We start from the raw sequence: 14798 nt of genomic DNA, 5'->3' as shown, positions 1-14798 counted from the left end.
TGATACTATTCAGCTTAGTTGCTCTTTGAATCCTTGCTGCTGATGGCGGCACTTTGCAATGCCTTTCGTGCTTGCTGCTTGCGCAACAACTGCCAGTGGGAGAGCACGGTTTTCGGCGCCCAGATCTGTGGCTCGGAGGCTTCGAAACTGTCGGCCAGCTCTCGCTCGGCGACCGTGGCCTTGGCCAGCTTGAAGGCTTGTTCCAGATCATCCGTCTGGTTCAGGGCCTGGGCGAACAGCGCGTCGCCGAAGTACGTGAAGTTGGCTTCTTCCGAACAGCCGAAGGACACCCGGTCGGCGCGTGAAGCGGTCATGATCAGGGTGCGCTCATCCTTGAGGGCCGGAATGAAGCCGCCGGAATAGCAGGCCGAAATCACCACGATCTTGTCGCGGTTTTTCAGCGGAGCGAGCACAGCCGCGAGTTCGTCGGCCGGCAGGTCGGACAGTTCCATGCGGGGCTGATCGAGCACCAGTTCGTGCTCGCTGGTGCCGTGGCTGGTCAGGTAGATGAAAATCAAATCTTCCGGACCGCTGCGCTCGGCCAGGGTCAGAACGGCGCGACGCAGGTTTTCCCGGGTCGCCATAGGGCGGTCGACGAGATGATCGCGATGGTTCACCAGGCGGATCTGGCCAAACGCGCCGAAGCGGCTGGCGAGCATGTTGCTGACGTAATCGGATTCGCGCAGAAACACGCTTTGCTTGCCGTCGCCACCGACGGTCAGGGTGTACAGCTCCACCGCCGGAGTCGAGGCGGGCACGTTGAAGAGGGCATCGTCGAGCAGGCGGCCCTGAGCCAGCAAGCCGAGTTCGAGTGAGTCGGGCAGCAATTTGCCGTCGGCATCACGGACCCGTTGGCCATTGATCCAGGTCCCGCTTTGCACGGTGCCATCAGTCAGTACCAGGGTGCCGCGGCCGGAATAGCTGTCATTGTCGAATTGACCGACGTAGAAGCTGCCGTCGGGCAGGTTCAGTCGTCCCTGGCCGCTGAATCGCCAGTCGCTGAACTGGCCGATGTAATGGCTGCCGTCGGCGCCGATCAGCTCGCCCTTGCCGTTCAGCGATCCTTCTTTGAACTGGCCCAGCCAGACATCGCCGTCGGCGTTCTCGTAGCGGCCCTTGCCGTGCAGCTGGTTGTTCTTGAAGCCGCCGACGTAGATGTCGCCGTCCGCACTGTTGAAGGTGCCGTCGCCTTCCAGCTGACCGTTGACGAAGTGCCCGGTGAACTGATTGCCACTGGCGTCGCCGCGCTGGCCTTCGCCGCTGGGTTTGCCGTGGGCGAACTGGCCCTGATAGGTGCTCCCGTCATCGAGTTCGAGACGGCCGAGCCCTGAATACTGGTCGGCTTTGAATTCGCCGCGGTAGGTCATGCCGTTTTCTTTGAGGGTGCCTTCACCCTCGCGCCGGCCAAGCTTGAAGCCGCCGGTGTAGCTGGTCGTGCTGGTCGTCAGCACGCCTTGCCCGTCGAACAGCCCCTGGTTGAACTGGCCACGATAGACCTCGCCATTACTGCCGTGCCATTCCCCCTGGCCATGCCACTGACCCTTGTCGAATTCGCCGGCGTACCAACTGCCGTTCGGGTAGTCGATGCGGCCCTGACCTTGCAACAATCCGTTGACCAGTTCTCCGCGGTAGCGTCCGCCATCCGGCAGGCGGGCATCAGGGGACAACAGCGACTCGCCGTCACCGCACGCGGTCAGCAAGAGGGTCAAGGCAAGGAGTGCAAGTGGGCGCATAGCGGGATCCGGGCAATTAGGCGACCGAGTATGCCGCAGCGCCATGACCTTATACAGAGAGAGAATAAAGCGGGCGCGAAACAGCGTGAGCTGCTTCGCTTCCGGGAGGCTTTACACGAAGCAGAGGGACAGGGGCTCGGCGATGTACGCCGGTTTGTCCGACCCTTCGATTTCAAGCGTGGTGGTGGCTTTGAGCAGCCATTGGCCAGGCTTTTTCTCGGTGACTTCGGTCAGGTCGACCTTAAGGCGCACTTTCGAGTTGACCTTGACCGGCTGAATGAATCGCACGCTGTCGAGGCCGTAGTTGACCACCATCTTCAAGCCTTCAGGCACGATCAGGATGTCTTCCATCAGTTTCGGGATCAGCGACAGCGACAGAAAACCGTGCGCAATCGTGCTGCCAAAAGGCGTTTGCGCGGCTTTGACCGGGTCGACGTGGATGAACTGATAGTCCCCTGTGGCTTCGGCGAACAGGTTGATGCGCTCCTGATCGATGGTTAGCCATTCGGAACGTCCAAGTTCCTTGCCGACATAATCTTTGAGCTCTGCAACGGGAACAAAGGGCATTGAGACTCTCCTTGGGTTCATCGGTTTTATAGTTTTGAGGTGGGGGGATTTGACCTCCCGAATTACCACTTTAGATCACCATGACAAAAGGCTCAGGTCAACTGACCATGCTTATGGCGAATGCCGGTCCATAGCGTTGGCATGCTTATAATGCCGGGCGCGAATTTGTGGGGGAGAGGACGGATGTTGTTACGTGGCCTGACCTGGCTGGTGCTGTTCCAATTGCTGGGCACCGCCATCAATCATTTGTTTCTGCCGGTGTTGCCGGGGCCGATCATCGGCCTGCTGCTTCTGCTGGTGTATCTGATCAGCCGTGGCCAGGTCGGTGAGCCGCTGAACCAGGCGGCCAGCAGCCTGCTGCGTTACCTGCCGTTGCTGCTGGTGCCGCCGGCCGTGGGCGTGATGGTTTACGCCAAGGACATCGCCGCGGACTTCTGGGCCATCGTCGGTGCCCTGGTCTTGTCGCTGCTGCTGTCGATGGCTTTCGCCGGTGTGCTGATGCATCGCCTCGTCAAACGCCACGCGCATCACGAGGATCAATCATGATGCTCGACTGGCAGGGCGCTTGGACTTCGGTCATTCATCATCCGTTGTTCGGCATTGGCATCACCCTCGGTGCTTATCAACTGGTGCTGGCGGCGTTCGAGAAAACCCGCTGGATCTTTTTGCAACCGGTGCTGGTGTCCATGTTGCTGGTCATTGGCGTCCTGGTGGGTTGCGGCCTGACGTACGCCGAGTACCGCAAGAGCACGGAGATTCTCAGTATCTTGCTCGGCCCAGCGACGGTCGCGCTGGCCGTGCCGCTTTACCTGAACCTGCGACGGATTCGTCAGTTGTTCTGGCCGATATTTACTACGCTGGTGATAGGCGGCGTGGTCGCCACCGGCATGGGCGTGCTGCTGGGCTGGTGGTTCGGCGCGGAACACATGATCCTGATGACCATGGCGCCGAAGTCGGTAACGTCGCCAATTGCCATGCTGGTGGCCGAGCAGATTGGCGGGGTCGCGGCGCTGGCGGCGGTGTTCGTGCTGATCACCGGGGTGATCGGGGCGATCTTCGGGCCGAGCCTGTTGACGCGCCTTGGTGTTCACAGCCCCGAGGCGCGCGGCATGGCGCTGGGCATGACGGCTCATGCGGTCGGCACGGCGGTGGCGATGCAGGAAAGTGAAGAGTGCGGCGCCTTCGCGGCGCTGGCGATGAGTCTGATGGGCGTGGCCACGGCGGTGTTCCTGCCGTTGGCGGTGTCGATGGTGGTGTAAGGAAATGTCTATGAGCTTGCCGCTTTTTCCGCTGAACACGGTGCTGTTTCCCGGCTGCATCCTCGACTTGCAGATCTTCGAGGCGCGCTACCTGGACATGATCAGCCGCTGCATGAAGCAGGGCGGCGGCTTCGGCGTGGTGTGCATTCTTGACGGCGAAGAGGTCGGCATCGCCCCGGCAGGCTATGCGCTGGTCGGGTGTGAAGCGCTGATCACCGATTTCAAGCAGCAGGACAACGGCCTGCTGGGCATTCGGGTGCAGGGCGGGCGGCGGTTTCATGTGCTGCGCACCGAGGTTCAGCGCGATCAGTTGACCGTCGCCGACGTTGAGTGGCTCGAAGACGAACCTGAGCAGCCGTTGCAGGATGAGGATGCGGACCTGGTCGCACTTCTCAAGGCGCTGGCCGAACACCCGATGGTCGAAGCGCTGAACATGGGCACCGAGGCGACCGGGCAACAGTCACTGGCCAATCAGCTGGCCTACCTGTTGCCGTTCGCAGAAGTGGACAAGATCGACTTGCTGCAACTCGATGACCCGCAACAACGACTGGATGCAATCCAGGCGCTGCTGGATGAGTTGCAGGGGGAGTTGTTTGCCTGATTGATGGTGCAAAGACTCGGTGTCAGTAGGCGTATCTCAACAACGCATTCGGCAAATGCCTCAAAACAAAGAACCCGAACAACGCCGCCATTGCCGGCAGCACTAGCCACCAGACTTTGGGCGGCATGGCGGTGAGGGGTGTCTGGCGTTGAATCAGCCAAAGGCTCGCCGCACACACGCAAGCCGCCAGCATGGCGCCGGCCAGCACATCGGTTGGCCAGTGCGCGCCCAGGTACACCCGCGAGAGGGCAATCGCCAGCGCCGGCAAGCAACCCAGCAGCAACCAGGTCAGGCGCATCCGGGGTGGTTGTCCCCGTCCAGCCAACACGGCGAGTGTCAGAAACAGCGCGAAAGAACCCGAAGCGTGGCCACTGGGCATGCTGTAGGTCACGAGCGGATCACTCAACACTTCCGGGCGAACGCGGGCGAAAAACTGTTTGGTGACGGTGTTTCCGAGTGCGGTGCAGAGCAGGGTGCTGCAGGCGAAAATCGCCTGTCGCCATTGCCGGGTGAGCAGCAGCAACGCCGTCAGCAGTGCGCTGAACATCAGCATGTTGCGGTATTCGCCGATCAGCGTGAACGTCACGGCCACTTCATCGAGCATCGGGCTGCGATGTTCTTGCACCAGGGTCATCACGCCTTGGTCGAGGGCGGTCAGGTGCGGGTAGCCGATAAACAGTCCCGCCAGAATCAAAACGCTCATGCCGGTGATCAGCATCGTCGCTTTGCGATGGCGACGCAGGCTGCTGTTGACGCTCAAGCCGATCATCACTGCGATGCTGCCAGCGACAATTCCGGCTTCAGGCCAGAACCCCTCCGGCAACGGCAAGCGAATCGCCGCGCCCGTGGCCCAGCCCGGCAACAGATAGGCAACACTCCAGCCCGCAGCAGCGAGCAGGCTGACGGCGACAAAGCGCGGAAAAGGCATGTCGAACATCCCGGCAACCATTGGCAGCATGGGGCGCAGCGGGCCGATGAAGCGTCCGACCAGCAGGCTGGCGATGCCGTAGCGCTGGAAATAGGCTTCGGCGCCAGCGATCCATTCCGGGTGATGACGCAGCCCGGGCAATCGCCGGATGTTCTGGTGGAAGTGCCGGCCGATGAAATATGAAACGACATCACCCAGCACGCCGGCGACGAAGCCCAGCAGCAGTGTTTCACTCAACGACAGCGCGCCACTGCCTGCCAGCACCGCGACGGCGAACAACAACACCGTGCCGGGCACGATCAGCCCGGCAATCGCCAGGCATTCCACAAAGGCCACTATAAACACCGCCGCGGCCAGCCATTGCGGGTTGACCGTCAACCATCCGGTCACGCTATCGAGCCATGGGCCCATAAAGACAACTCCATTGAATGTCCATAATCGCCCTCACGGGACGAACACAATTTTCATATCACCACAGAACCTTGTGGGAGCGAGCCTGCTCGCGATGGCGGCGTTACAGTCGAGATTGATGTCGCCTGACACCCGCCATCGCGAGCAGGGGATTTTCATTAATCAGCTGAGAAAAAAATAATCGCGACCTTCGACCTGCCCCCGGCGCAGCGGGTTCCGCGTGCAATAGGGCGCGTAAGCCGCGTCGACAAAGCGATACATCAGGTGTTCGTCACGCCCATGGGGAATGCCCAGGCGCGTGGTCTGGATAATGTGGCCCGGTGCCGGGCCGACATCTTCCACCAGCAGCACTTCATGATCAAAGCGCTTGGCATCCCAGACCGGCACCCTCAACCCCAGTGCCTTGCACAGCAATGTTTGCCCGGCACACAGCTTTTGCGACGGGCGAGGGCGGCCCTGTGCATCCGGATTGTTCAGCAGCATCTGCGCCAGGCTCGAGGGGCCGCTCAATTCATCGACCCACGGATAAGCGGATTTGATCAACACCGCATTGCCCGGACCTTGGGCGCTGAAGTTCAGGGAATCGCCGCCCCGGGCGTAATACATATAGATGTGGCCACCATCCAGAAACAAAGCCTTACGCTTTTCTGTGTAGCCGAGAGAGGCATGGCTGCCTTTTTCTTCGAAGTAATACGCTTCGGTTTCGATGATCCGGGCGCTGAGCCACAGCTCGCCGACCCGGTGACGGATGACTTTGCCGAGTAAATCCCGCGCCAGGGTTTGGGCGTCTCGGTCGAAAAACGCGTCCGGGAGCCCCTTGGGCAGGCTCGCAGCAGACGCACGAACAGACAGGTTAGTCATGATGAACGGCGTTTATCAGGGCTGATTGAGCGCTGATGATAACAATTTGAGTCTTAATCCCGGCTGAACGTCGGCAAATTGCCCTCCATTTCGACCATCCGCCCGTCACCGCTGTTAGTCCCGGTACGCGACAGCTATAATCTGCCGCTTTACTCTTTACCAAGACCTTAGCAAAGACCACCACAGACAATGACTGAGTCCGTTCTTGAGTACATGACCCGCCTGGGTCGCGCTGCCCGCGAGGCCTCTCGCGTCATTGGCCGTGCCAGCACCGCGCAAAAAAACCGCGCCTTGCAGGCTGCTGCCAATGCGCTGGACGCTGCCCGCGCCGAGCTGACGGCTGCCAATGAACTGGATTTGGCCGCAGGTCGCGCCAATGGTCTTGAACCGGCACTGCTGGAGCGCCTGGCGCTGACCCCGGAGCGCATCGACGGCATGATCGTCGGTTTGCGCCAGGTCGCGGCTCTGCCTGACCCGGTGGGAGCGATCCGTGACATGAGCTACCGCCCGTCGGGGATTCAGGTCGGCAAGATGCGCGTGCCATTGGGCGTGATCGGAATCATCTATGAATCCCGGCCCAACGTGACCATCGATGCGGCCAGTCTGTGCCTGAAATCCGGTAACGCGACCATTCTGCGGGGCGGTTCCGAGGCGATCCATTCCAACCGTGCCATTGCCGCCTGCATCCAGCGCGGCCTGGCCGAAGCCGATTTGCCGGCGGCGGTGGTGCAAGTGGTCGAAACCACGGACCGTGCCGCTGTCGGGGCGCTGATCACCATGCCTGAATACGTCGACGTCATCGTGCCCCGTGGCGGCCGTGGCCTGATCGAACGGGTCAGCCGCGACGCTCGCGTTCCGGTGATCAAGCATCTGGACGGTATCTGCCACGTCTACGTCAGTCCTCACGCCGACCTGGCGAAAGCCCAGCGCATCGCCTTCAACGCCAAGACTTACCGTTATGGCATCTGTGGTGCGATGGAAACGCTGCTGGTCGATCAAACTATTGCCAAAGATTTCCTGCCGCCGATGGCCGCACAGTTCCGCGAAAAAGGCGTCGAACTGCGCGGTTGCGAGCGCACCCGGGCAATCATCGACGCGGTTGTGGCGACCGAAGAAGACTGGAACACCGAATACCTGGCACCGATTCTCTCGATCCGCGTGGTTGACGGGCTGGATCAGGCCATCGAGCACATTAATAAGTACGGTTCCCATCACACCGATTCGATTGTCAGCGAACACCAGGGCGACACCCGGCGTTTTGTGGCTGAAGTCGATTCGTCATCGGTGATGATCAATACCCCGACATGCTTCGCCGATGGGTTCGAATACGGATTGGGTGCCGAGATTGGTATTTCTACTGATAAGCTGCACGCCCGCGGACCGGTCGGTCTCGAAGGCCTGACCTGCGAGAAGTACATCGTGGTCGGTGATGGCCAGTTGCGCGGCCAGGCGACGGTCTGACTTGAGCGACCTCAAGGTAACCGCCAGCGAACCTGCGCCTCGACGAATCGGCATGCTGGGCGGAACGTTCGACCCGGTGCACATCGGCCATTTGCGCAGTGCACTGGAAGTCGCCGAATCACTGGCACTTGATGAATTGCGCCTGACACCCAGTGCCAGGCCGCCTCATCGGGATACGCCACAGGTGTCGGCGAAAGACCGTCTGGCGATGGTCGAGTGCGCGGTGGCCGGTGTGGCGCCGTTGGTGGTGGACGCCCGTGAATTGCAGCGGGACAAACCGTCCTACACCATCGATACCCTGGAATTGATGCGCGCCGAACTGGCTGATCAAGACCAGGTTTTTCTACTTTTGGGCTGGGACGCATTTTGCGGCCTGCCCACTTGGCACCGCTGGGAAGAGTTGCTCCAGCATTGCCACATCCTGGTGCTGCAACGCCCGGATGCCGACAGCGAACCGCCGGATGCCTTGCGCAACCTGCTGGCAGCGCGCTCGGTGAGCGACCCGCTGGCCCTCAAAGGGCCGAGCGGACAGATTGCATTCGTCTGGCAGACACCGCTCGCGGTATCCGCCACCCAGATCCGTCAACTGCTGGCCAGCGGTAAGTCGGTACGTTTCCTGGTGCCCGACGCGGTCCTGGCCTACATCGATGCGCACGGACTTTACCGTGCGTCGAACTGAAAAAAGGCGCGCTTCAAGGCACGTGAACACGTGTATCGAAGCGCCCGAACATACGAGCAAAACGAGTTTTATATGACTGACAAAGACGTAGCTAAAGTAAAGCGCAAAGGCACATTCAAGAGCGCCCCGCTGCCAGTAGAAGCCCCGATTGGCGCGCCATTGACCGGCGAAGAGCTGGTCAAGGTTGCCGTAGCCGCCCTGGAAGACGTGAAAGCCCAGGACATCCAGGTGATCGACGTTCGTGAAAAGCAGAGCATCACTGACTTCATGATCATCGCGACCGGTACGTCCAACCGCCAGATCGGCGCGATGCTGGACAAGGTCCGTGAGGCCGTCAAGCTGCAGGGCGTCAAGCCACTGGGTGAAGAAGGCAAGGGCGACAGCGACTGGGTTCTGCTGGATATGGACGACGTCATCGTGCACATGATGACTGCCTCGGCACGCCAGTTCTACGACCTGGAGCGCCTGTGGGCCGGTGCAGAGCAAAGCCGTTCGGCCAGCGCTGCGCATCACAGCCCGGAAAACACCCATGAGCATTTCGCCAAGCTCAACAAAGACCAGCAGTAAGGGACCGCTGTGCGACTGCGACTGATCGCCGTCGGTTCTCGCATGCCCAAGTGGGTGGAAGAAGGCTGGCATGAATATGCCAAGCGTCTTCCGTCCGAGCTGGCGCTGGAACTGGTGGAAATACCGCTCAATACCCGTGGCAAGAACGCCGACGTGGCGCGCTTCATCCGTCAGGAAGGCGAAGCCATGCTGGCCAAGGTCGGGCCAAACGAGCGCGTTGTCACACTCGAAGTCCATGGCAAGCCCTGGAGCACCGAGCAGCTGGCGGTCGAACTCGATCGCTGGCGGCTGGACTCTCGTACGGTCAATTTCATGGTCGGCGGCCCCGAAGGGCTGGCGCCGGAAGTCTGTGCGCGGGCTGATCAGCGTTGGTCGTTATCGCCGTTGACGTTGCCGCACCCGTTGGTGCGCATTCTGATCGGCGAACAGCTGTACCGTGCCTGGACAGTGCTGTCCGGCCACCCTTACCACAAGTAGTTCTGCCCTCATGTCCCAGCCGATCCGCATCAAGGACCACGAAAAAGACGCCCGTCTGGTGCGTGGCCGCGTCGTGTTCGGGGCAATTGCGGTCGTGACACTGATCGCCGTGCTGATCGCGCGCCTGTATTTCCTCCAGGTGATCCAGTACGAGTACCACTCGACCCTGTCGGAAAACAACCGCGTCCATGTGCAGCCCATCCCGCCGACTCGCGGGCTGATCTTTGACCGCAATGGCGTGGTGGTGGCGGATAACCGGCCCAGCTTCAGTCTGAGCATGACCCGCGAGCGCTCCGGCGATTGGCAGCAAGTGCTCGACGTGATCGTCGAGGTGCTCGAAATGACGCCCGAGGATCGGGTGATTTTCGAGAAACGCATGCGTCAGGGGCGTCGGCCGTTCGAGCCGGTGCCGATCCTGTTCGAGCTGACCGAAGAGCAGATCGCCCGCATCGCCGTGAACCAGTTCCGCCTGCCGGGGGTGGAAGTGGTCGCGCAGCTGGTACGTCACTACCCGCAGGGCGCGCATTTTGCGCACTCGGTGGGTTACATGGGGCGGATCAACGAGAAAGAGCTGAAGACCCTCGACCCGGTCAGCTACAGCGGCACCCACCAGATCGGCAAGACCGGCATCGAGCGTTTCTACGAGCCGGAGTTGCACGGTCAGGTCGGTTACGAGGAAGTCGAGACCAACGCCCGTGGCCGCGTATTGCGCGTGCTCAAGCGTACCGAGCCGATTTCCGGCAAGGACATTGTCCTGAGCCTGGACATCAAATTGCAGGAAGCCGCCGAAGCTGCACTCGGTGGTCGTCGTGGCGCTGTTGTGGCGCTGGACCCGAAAACCGGTGAAGTGCTGGCCATGGTCAGTCAGCCGAGTTTTGACCCGAACCTGTTTGTCACCGGCATCAGCTTCAAGGCTTATTCGGAGTTGCGTGACTCCATCGACCGGCCACTGTTCAACCGCGTGCTGCGCGGCCTGTATCCACCGGGCTCGACCATCAAGCCGGCGGTCGCCATTGCCGGTCTGGATTCGGGCGTGGTCACGGCCTCGACCCGGGTCTTCGATCCTGGCTATTACATGCTGCCCAATTACGATCACAAATACCGCAACTGGAACCGTACCGGCGACGGCTACGTGGATCTGGACACAGCGATCATGCGTTCCAACGACACCTACTTCTATGACCTGGCCCACAAGCTGGGGATCGATCGGTTGTCGACGTACCTGGGCAAGTTCGGCATCGGCCAGAAAGTCTCCCTGGACATGTTCGAAGAGTCCCCGGGGCTGATGCCTTCGCGGGAGTGGAAGCGTGCAACCCGGCGTCAGGCGTGGTTCCCGGGTGAAACCCTGATTCTGGGGATCGGCCAGGGCTATATGCAATCGACCCCGTTGCAGCTGGCCCAGGCCACGGCGCTGGTGGCCAACAAAGGCGTGTGGAACCGCCCGCACCTGGCCAAGACCGTCGAAGGCGAAAGGCCCAAGGATGAAAACCCGATGCCGGACATCATCCTGCGTGACCCGTCCGACTGGACCAAGGTCAACCACGGGATGCAGCAGGTGATGCACGGTGCCCGGGGTACGGCGCGCAAGGCATCGATCGGCGCGCAATACCGGATCGCCGGCAAAAGTGGTACGGCCCAGGTGGTCGCGATCAAGCAGGGCGAGAAGTACGACCGCTCCAAGGTTCAGGAACGGCACCGTGACCACGCCTTGTTCGTCGGCTTCGCGCCGGCCGACAACCCGCAAATCGTGGTGTCGGTGATGGTCGAGAACGGCGAGTCCGGTTCCGGCGTCGCCGCGCCGGTGGTCCGTCAAGTCATGGACGCCTGGCTCCTGGACCAGAACGGTCGACTGAAGCCCGAATACGCCAGCCCTACCAGTCCGGAGGCTACGGCCAGTGAAGAGTAATTTCGACCGCATCCTCTCCAGCGAGGATGTGATGCGTCGCCGTGCGACGCTGTTGCAACGCATGCACATCGACGGTCCGTTGCTGATCCTGTTACTGACCCTCGCGGCCGGCAGCCTGTTCGTGCTGTATTCGGCCAGCGGCAAGAGCTGGGATCTGCTGGCCAAGCAGGCCACTTCGTTCGGTATCGGCCTGGTGTCGATGGTGGTCATCGCCCAGTTCGAGCCACGTTTCATGGCGCGTTGGGTGCCGGTGGGTTATGTGATCGGCGTGCTGTTGCTGGTGGTGGTGGACGTCATGGGCCACAACGCCATGGGGGCCACGCGCTGGATCAATATTCCCGGGGTGATCCGCTTCCAGCCGTCGGAGTTCATGAAGATCCTGATGCCGGCGACGATTGCCTGGTACCTGTCCAAGCGTACGTTGCCACCGCAGCTCAAACACGTAGGTGTGAGCCTGTTCCTGATCGGCTTGCCCTTTATCCTGATCGTGCGCCAGCCGGACCTCGGCACTTCGCTGCTGATCCTCGCCGGTGGCGCGTTCGTCCTGTTCATGGGCGGTCTGCGCTGGCGCTGGATTCTCAGCGTACTGGCGGCTGCCGTGCCGGTGGCCGTGGCGATGTGGTTCTTCATCATGCACGACTACCAGAAGCAGCGAATCCTGACGTTCCTCGACCCCGAGAGCGATCCGCTGGGGACAGGCTGGAACATCATTCAATCAAAAGCCGCCATCGGCTCCGGCGGCGTCTTTGGCAAAGGCTGGTTGCTGGGCACCCAATCGCACCTGGACTTCCTGCCGGAAAGCCACACCGACTTCATTATTGCGGTCATGGGCGAAGAATTCGGCCTGGTGGGCATTTGCGCGCTGCTGCTGATTTACCTGTTGCTGATCGGTCGCGGGCTGGTGATTACCGCCCAGGCCCAGACATTGTTCGGCAAATTGCTGGCGGGCAGCCTGACCATGACGTTTTTTGTTTACGTTTTCGTCAACATCGGTATGGTCAGTGGCCTGTTGCCGGTGGTGGGGGTGCCGTTGCCGTTCATTAGCTACGGAGGAACTTCGCTGGTAACGCTGCTGTCAGCGTTTGGGGTTTTGATGTCGATCCATACCCATCGTAAGTGGATCGCGCAGGTTTGAATAAGGTGAAGATTTCAATGCAAGTAATGCGTGGCTGGGCGACTCGAAATGCGCCGTGGGTCGGCCTGGTAAGCATCCTTGGCTCCGCGCAGGAAGCGTCGGCCGGCGATTACGAAGGCACACCCCAGGTGGCCGAATTCGTCGGTGAAATGACCCGCGACTACGGGTTCGCCGGTGAACAATTGATGGGCGTGTTCCGCGAGGCCGAGCGTAAGCAGGCCATTCTGGACGCGATCTCGAAACCCGCTGAACGGGTCAAGCAGTGGAACGAATATCGCCCGATGTTCATCACCGACGCGCGCATCGCCCGTGGTGTGGATTTCTGGCGCCAGCACGAGGCCGTATTGGCCCGTGCCGAGCAGGAATACGGTGTGCCGGCCCAGGTTATCGTCTCGATCATCGGCGTTGAGACCTTTTTCGGCCGCAATACCGGCAATTATCGGGTGATCGACGCCTTGTCGACCCTGGGTTTCGACTATCCTCCCCGCGCTGAATTCTTCCGCAAGGAATTGCGCGAGTTTCTGCTGCTGGCCCGGGAAGAGCAGGTGGACCCATTAACCCTGAAAGGCTCCTACGCCGGGGCGATGGGGTTGCCGCAGTTTATGCCAAGCAGTTTCCGCGCCTATGCGGTGGACTTCGACGGTGACGGCCACATCAATATCTGGACCAATCCGGATGATGCGATCGGCAGCGTTGCCAGTTATTTCAAGCGCCACGGCTGGGTCGCGGGCGAACCGGTCGTCAGTCGCGCCGATGTGCGTGGTGATCAGGTCGACGAGGGTTTGACCGCGGGCATCGAGCCGACTAAAACAGTCGGGGAGTTGCGAGCCTTGGGGTGGTCGAGTCATGATGCGCTTCGTGATGACATGCCGGTCACGGCGTTCCGCCTGGAAGGCGACAATGGCTCCGAATACTGGATGGGCCTGAAGAATTTTTATGCAATCACGCGTTATAACCGCAGCGTGATGTACGCCATGGCGGTACATCAACTGTCTGAACAGCTGGTCCAAGCACGGGGCGTCAAGTAATGCGGGCATTGCCTATGAAAAAACCCCTGAAGCTGATGGCTTTCGCCGCGTTGGCGGTGCTGGTCGCCAGTTGTTCGACCAGCCGTTCGCCGACGCAGAAGTCTTCGACCGCGGTGCGTGCTACGCCCGGGCTCGACATCAACCGCGCTCACAAAGACGGCGCGCCCTGGTGGGACGTCGACGTTTCGCGCATCCCGGATGCCACGCCGACCCTGCACACCGGCCCTTATAAAGCCAACCCGTACACCGTACTGGGCAAGACGTACTTCCCGCTGCAAGACTCCAAGACCTACGTCGCGTCGGGCACAGCGTCGTGGTACGGCACCAAGTTCCATGGCCAGAACACCGCCAATGGCGAGGTGTACGACCTGTACGGCATGAGCGCCGCGCACAAGACGCTGCCCCTGCCGAGTTACGTCCGGGTGACCAACCTGGACAACAACAAGAGCGTGATCCTGCGCGTCAACGACCGCGGCCCGTTCTACTCAGACCGAATCATCGATTTGTCCTACGCAGCCGCCAAGAAGCTCGGCTATGCCGAGATCGGCACCGCGCGGGTCAAGGTCGAAGGCATCGACCCGCAGCAGTGGTGGGCACAAAAAGGCCGTCCGGCGCCTTTGATGCTCAACGAGCCGCAAGTCGCGCAGAATAGCGGCCCGACGATTACGGCCTCGGCCGGTACCGTCGAGCAATGGACACCGCCGCCGCAGCAACACGCCGCCGCTGTCGTGCCCGTGCAGATCGATGCAAAAAAAAACGCTTCTGTACCAGCCTCTGGCCAGTATCTGCAGGTGGGCGCGTTCGCCAACCCGGACGCTGCAGAACTCCTGAGATCGAAGCTCAGCGGGATGGTGAGCGCTCCGGTGTTCATCAGCTCGATCGTGCGTAACCAGCAAACCCTGCATCGGGTGCGTCTGGGGCCTATCGGTTCCCAGGGTGAGATCCAGCAGGTGCAGAACAGCGTGCGCATGGCCAATCTCGGTTCGCCGAGTCTGGTCACCGCCGAGTAACACGTAGTACTTGATTGACGGTTCGCTTGCGGTTTGGGGGGTGAACCGGGTTGTTGGCTCGTTGAAGAACAAAAGCCCGGCAAGGGTTCTGAGTTGAACAACTGAACACGCGACAGCTCGTTAGAAAGCTGTCTGATTAGTTTTGCCCCTGGGCAGTTTCCATTAGCGATTTCGA

Annotated in this window: 15 protein-coding genes; 11 read left to right on the top strand and 4 right to left on the bottom strand. The window is 60.9% G+C overall.

What is annotated here, in order from left to right; genetic code table 11:
* Positions 1-14 precede the first annotated feature (14 nt).
* Positions 15-1733 carry a C13 family peptidase gene (locus EJA72_RS17920; protein ID WP_157712751.1) on the bottom strand — a complete coding sequence of 573 codons (1719 nt, stop codon included), beginning with the start codon at positions 1731-1733 and terminating at the stop codon, positions 15-17.
* A 111-nt stretch (positions 1734-1844) separates the two neighbouring features.
* Positions 1845-2300 (bottom strand): MaoC family dehydratase, encoded by a 456-nt coding sequence (locus EJA72_RS17915; protein WP_157712750.1) that lies wholly within the window; start codon positions 2298-2300, stop codon positions 1845-1847.
* 183 nt (positions 2301-2483) lie between these two features.
* Between EJA72_RS17915 and EJA72_RS17910 the strand changes: the two genes are divergently transcribed.
* Genes EJA72_RS17910 through EJA72_RS17900 form a run of 3 tightly spaced genes read left to right on the top strand, consistent with a single transcriptional unit; the run spans position 2484 to position 4160 of the window.
* A complete protein-coding gene (locus EJA72_RS17910; protein ID WP_157712749.1) occupies positions 2484-2846 on the top strand; it encodes a CidA/LrgA family protein in 363 nt (120 codons plus the stop codon).
* Positions 2843-3559 (top strand): LrgB family protein, encoded by a 717-nt coding sequence (locus EJA72_RS17905; RefSeq protein WP_157712748.1) that lies wholly within the window; start codon positions 2843-2845, stop codon positions 3557-3559. The genes EJA72_RS17910 and EJA72_RS17905 overlap by 4 nt, the downstream gene beginning before the upstream one ends.
* Positions 3560-3569: 10 nt before the next feature.
* Positions 3570-4160, top strand: coding sequence for an LON peptidase substrate-binding domain-containing protein (locus tag EJA72_RS17900; RefSeq protein ID WP_027924305.1), 591 nt, complete (start codon positions 3570-3572; stop codon positions 4158-4160).
* A gap of 22 nt (positions 4161-4182) precedes the next feature.
* On the opposite strand, the gene EJA72_RS17895 is transcribed toward EJA72_RS17900, so the two are convergent.
* Together EJA72_RS17895 and EJA72_RS17890 are read right to left on the bottom strand one after the other, a co-directional pair.
* On the bottom strand, positions 4183-5499 hold the full coding sequence (locus tag EJA72_RS17895; protein WP_157712747.1) for a bifunctional DedA family/phosphatase PAP2 family protein: 1317 nt from the start codon (positions 5497-5499) through the stop codon (positions 4183-4185).
* Between the two features lie 162 nt (positions 5500-5661).
* Complete coding sequence (locus EJA72_RS17890) at positions 5662-6360, bottom strand: DNA-3-methyladenine glycosylase (protein ID WP_157712746.1); 699 nt, start codon at positions 6358-6360, stop codon at positions 5662-5664.
* 189 nt (positions 6361-6549) lie between these two features.
* On the opposite strand from EJA72_RS17890, the gene EJA72_RS17885 reads away from it, so the two are divergent.
* The 8 genes from EJA72_RS17885 to EJA72_RS17850 all read left to right on the top strand — a co-directional run bounded on the left by EJA72_RS17885 (position 6550) and on the right by EJA72_RS17850 (position 14623).
* Entirely contained in the window at positions 6550-7821 is a 1272-nt protein-coding gene (locus EJA72_RS17885) for a glutamate-5-semialdehyde dehydrogenase (protein WP_157712745.1), read from the top strand.
* A complete protein-coding gene (nadD, locus tag EJA72_RS17880) occupies positions 7790-8500 on the top strand; it encodes a nicotinate-nucleotide adenylyltransferase (RefSeq protein WP_157712744.1) in 711 nt (236 codons plus the stop codon). Before EJA72_RS17885 ends, nadD begins: the two co-directional genes overlap by 32 nt.
* A 72-nt stretch (positions 8501-8572) precedes the next feature.
* The gene (rsfS, locus tag EJA72_RS17875) at positions 8573-9067 is read left to right on the top strand and encodes a ribosome silencing factor (RefSeq protein WP_157712743.1); all 495 of its coding nucleotides are present in this window, start codon (positions 8573-8575) and stop codon (positions 9065-9067) included.
* Between the two features lie 9 nt (positions 9068-9076).
* Positions 9077-9544, top strand: coding sequence for a 23S rRNA (pseudouridine(1915)-N(3))-methyltransferase RlmH (rlmH, locus tag EJA72_RS17870; protein ID WP_007937439.1), 468 nt, complete (start codon positions 9077-9079; stop codon positions 9542-9544).
* A gap of 10 nt (positions 9545-9554) precedes the next feature.
* Positions 9555-11450 carry a penicillin-binding protein 2 gene (mrdA, locus tag EJA72_RS17865; protein WP_157712742.1) on the top strand — a complete coding sequence of 632 codons (1896 nt, stop codon included), beginning with the start codon at positions 9555-9557 and terminating at the stop codon, positions 11448-11450.
* A gap of 31 nt (positions 11451-11481) precedes the next feature.
* Positions 11482-12585 carry a rod shape-determining protein RodA gene (rodA, locus tag EJA72_RS17860; RefSeq protein ID WP_157712781.1) on the top strand — a complete coding sequence of 368 codons (1104 nt, stop codon included), beginning with the start codon at positions 11482-11484 and terminating at the stop codon, positions 12583-12585.
* Positions 12586-12602: 17 nt separating this feature from the next.
* Positions 12603-13613: a lytic murein transglycosylase B gene (gene mltB / locus EJA72_RS17855; RefSeq protein ID WP_157712741.1), complete on the top strand. Its 1011-nt coding sequence runs from the start codon at positions 12603-12605 to the stop codon at positions 13611-13613.
* Positions 13613-14623 (top strand): septal ring lytic transglycosylase RlpA family protein, encoded by a 1011-nt coding sequence (locus tag EJA72_RS17850; RefSeq protein ID WP_157712740.1) that lies wholly within the window; start codon positions 13613-13615, stop codon positions 14621-14623. Before mltB ends, EJA72_RS17850 begins: the two co-directional genes overlap by 1 nt.
* Positions 14624-14798: the final 175 nt, after the last annotated feature.

This window comes from Pseudomonas sp. PB120, from assembly GCF_009761815.1.
GTDB lineage: Bacteria > Pseudomonadota > Gammaproteobacteria > Pseudomonadales > Pseudomonadaceae > Aquipseudomonas.
This window is presented reverse-complemented; position numbering and strand designations above follow the sequence as displayed.

Bases quoted from the DNA above. Each gene is read 5' to 3' on its own strand.
- EJA72_RS17890 (WP_157712746.1), bottom strand. From the start codon at position 6,360: ATGACTAACCTGTCTGTTCGTGCGTCTGCTGCGAGCCTGCCCAAGGGG.
- EJA72_RS17850 (WP_157712740.1), top strand. From the start codon at position 13,613: ATGCGGGCATTGCCTATGAAAAAACCCCTGAAGCTGATGGCTTTCGCC.
- EJA72_RS17915 (WP_157712750.1), bottom strand. From the start codon at position 2,300: ATGCCCTTTGTTCCCGTTGCAGAGCTCAAAGATTATGTCGGCAAGGAA.
- mrdA (WP_157712742.1), top strand. From the start codon at position 9,555: ATGTCCCAGCCGATCCGCATCAAGGACCACGAAAAAGACGCCCGTCTG.
- rodA (WP_157712781.1), top strand. From the start codon at position 11,482: ATGCGTCGCCGTGCGACGCTGTTGCAACGCATGCACATCGACGGTCCG.
- nadD (WP_157712744.1), top strand. From the start codon at position 7,790: ATGGCCAGTTGCGCGGCCAGGCGACGGTCTGACTTGAGCGACCTCAAG.
- mltB (WP_157712741.1), top strand. From the start codon at position 12,603: ATGCAAGTAATGCGTGGCTGGGCGACTCGAAATGCGCCGTGGGTCGGC.
- EJA72_RS17895 (WP_157712747.1), bottom strand. From the start codon at position 5,499: ATGGGCCCATGGCTCGATAGCGTGACCGGATGGTTGACGGTCAACCCG.
- EJA72_RS17905 (WP_157712748.1), top strand. From the start codon at position 2,843: ATGATGCTCGACTGGCAGGGCGCTTGGACTTCGGTCATTCATCATCCG.
- EJA72_RS17910 (WP_157712749.1), top strand. From the start codon at position 2,484: ATGTTGTTACGTGGCCTGACCTGGCTGGTGCTGTTCCAATTGCTGGGC.
- EJA72_RS17900 (WP_027924305.1), top strand. From the start codon at position 3,570: ATGAGCTTGCCGCTTTTTCCGCTGAACACGGTGCTGTTTCCCGGCTGC.
- EJA72_RS17920 (WP_157712751.1), bottom strand. From the start codon at position 1,733: ATGCGCCCACTTGCACTCCTTGCCTTGACCCTCTTGCTGACCGCGTGC.
- rsfS (WP_157712743.1), top strand. From the start codon at position 8,573: ATGACTGACAAAGACGTAGCTAAAGTAAAGCGCAAAGGCACATTCAAG.
- EJA72_RS17885 (WP_157712745.1), top strand. From the start codon at position 6,550: ATGACTGAGTCCGTTCTTGAGTACATGACCCGCCTGGGTCGCGCTGCC.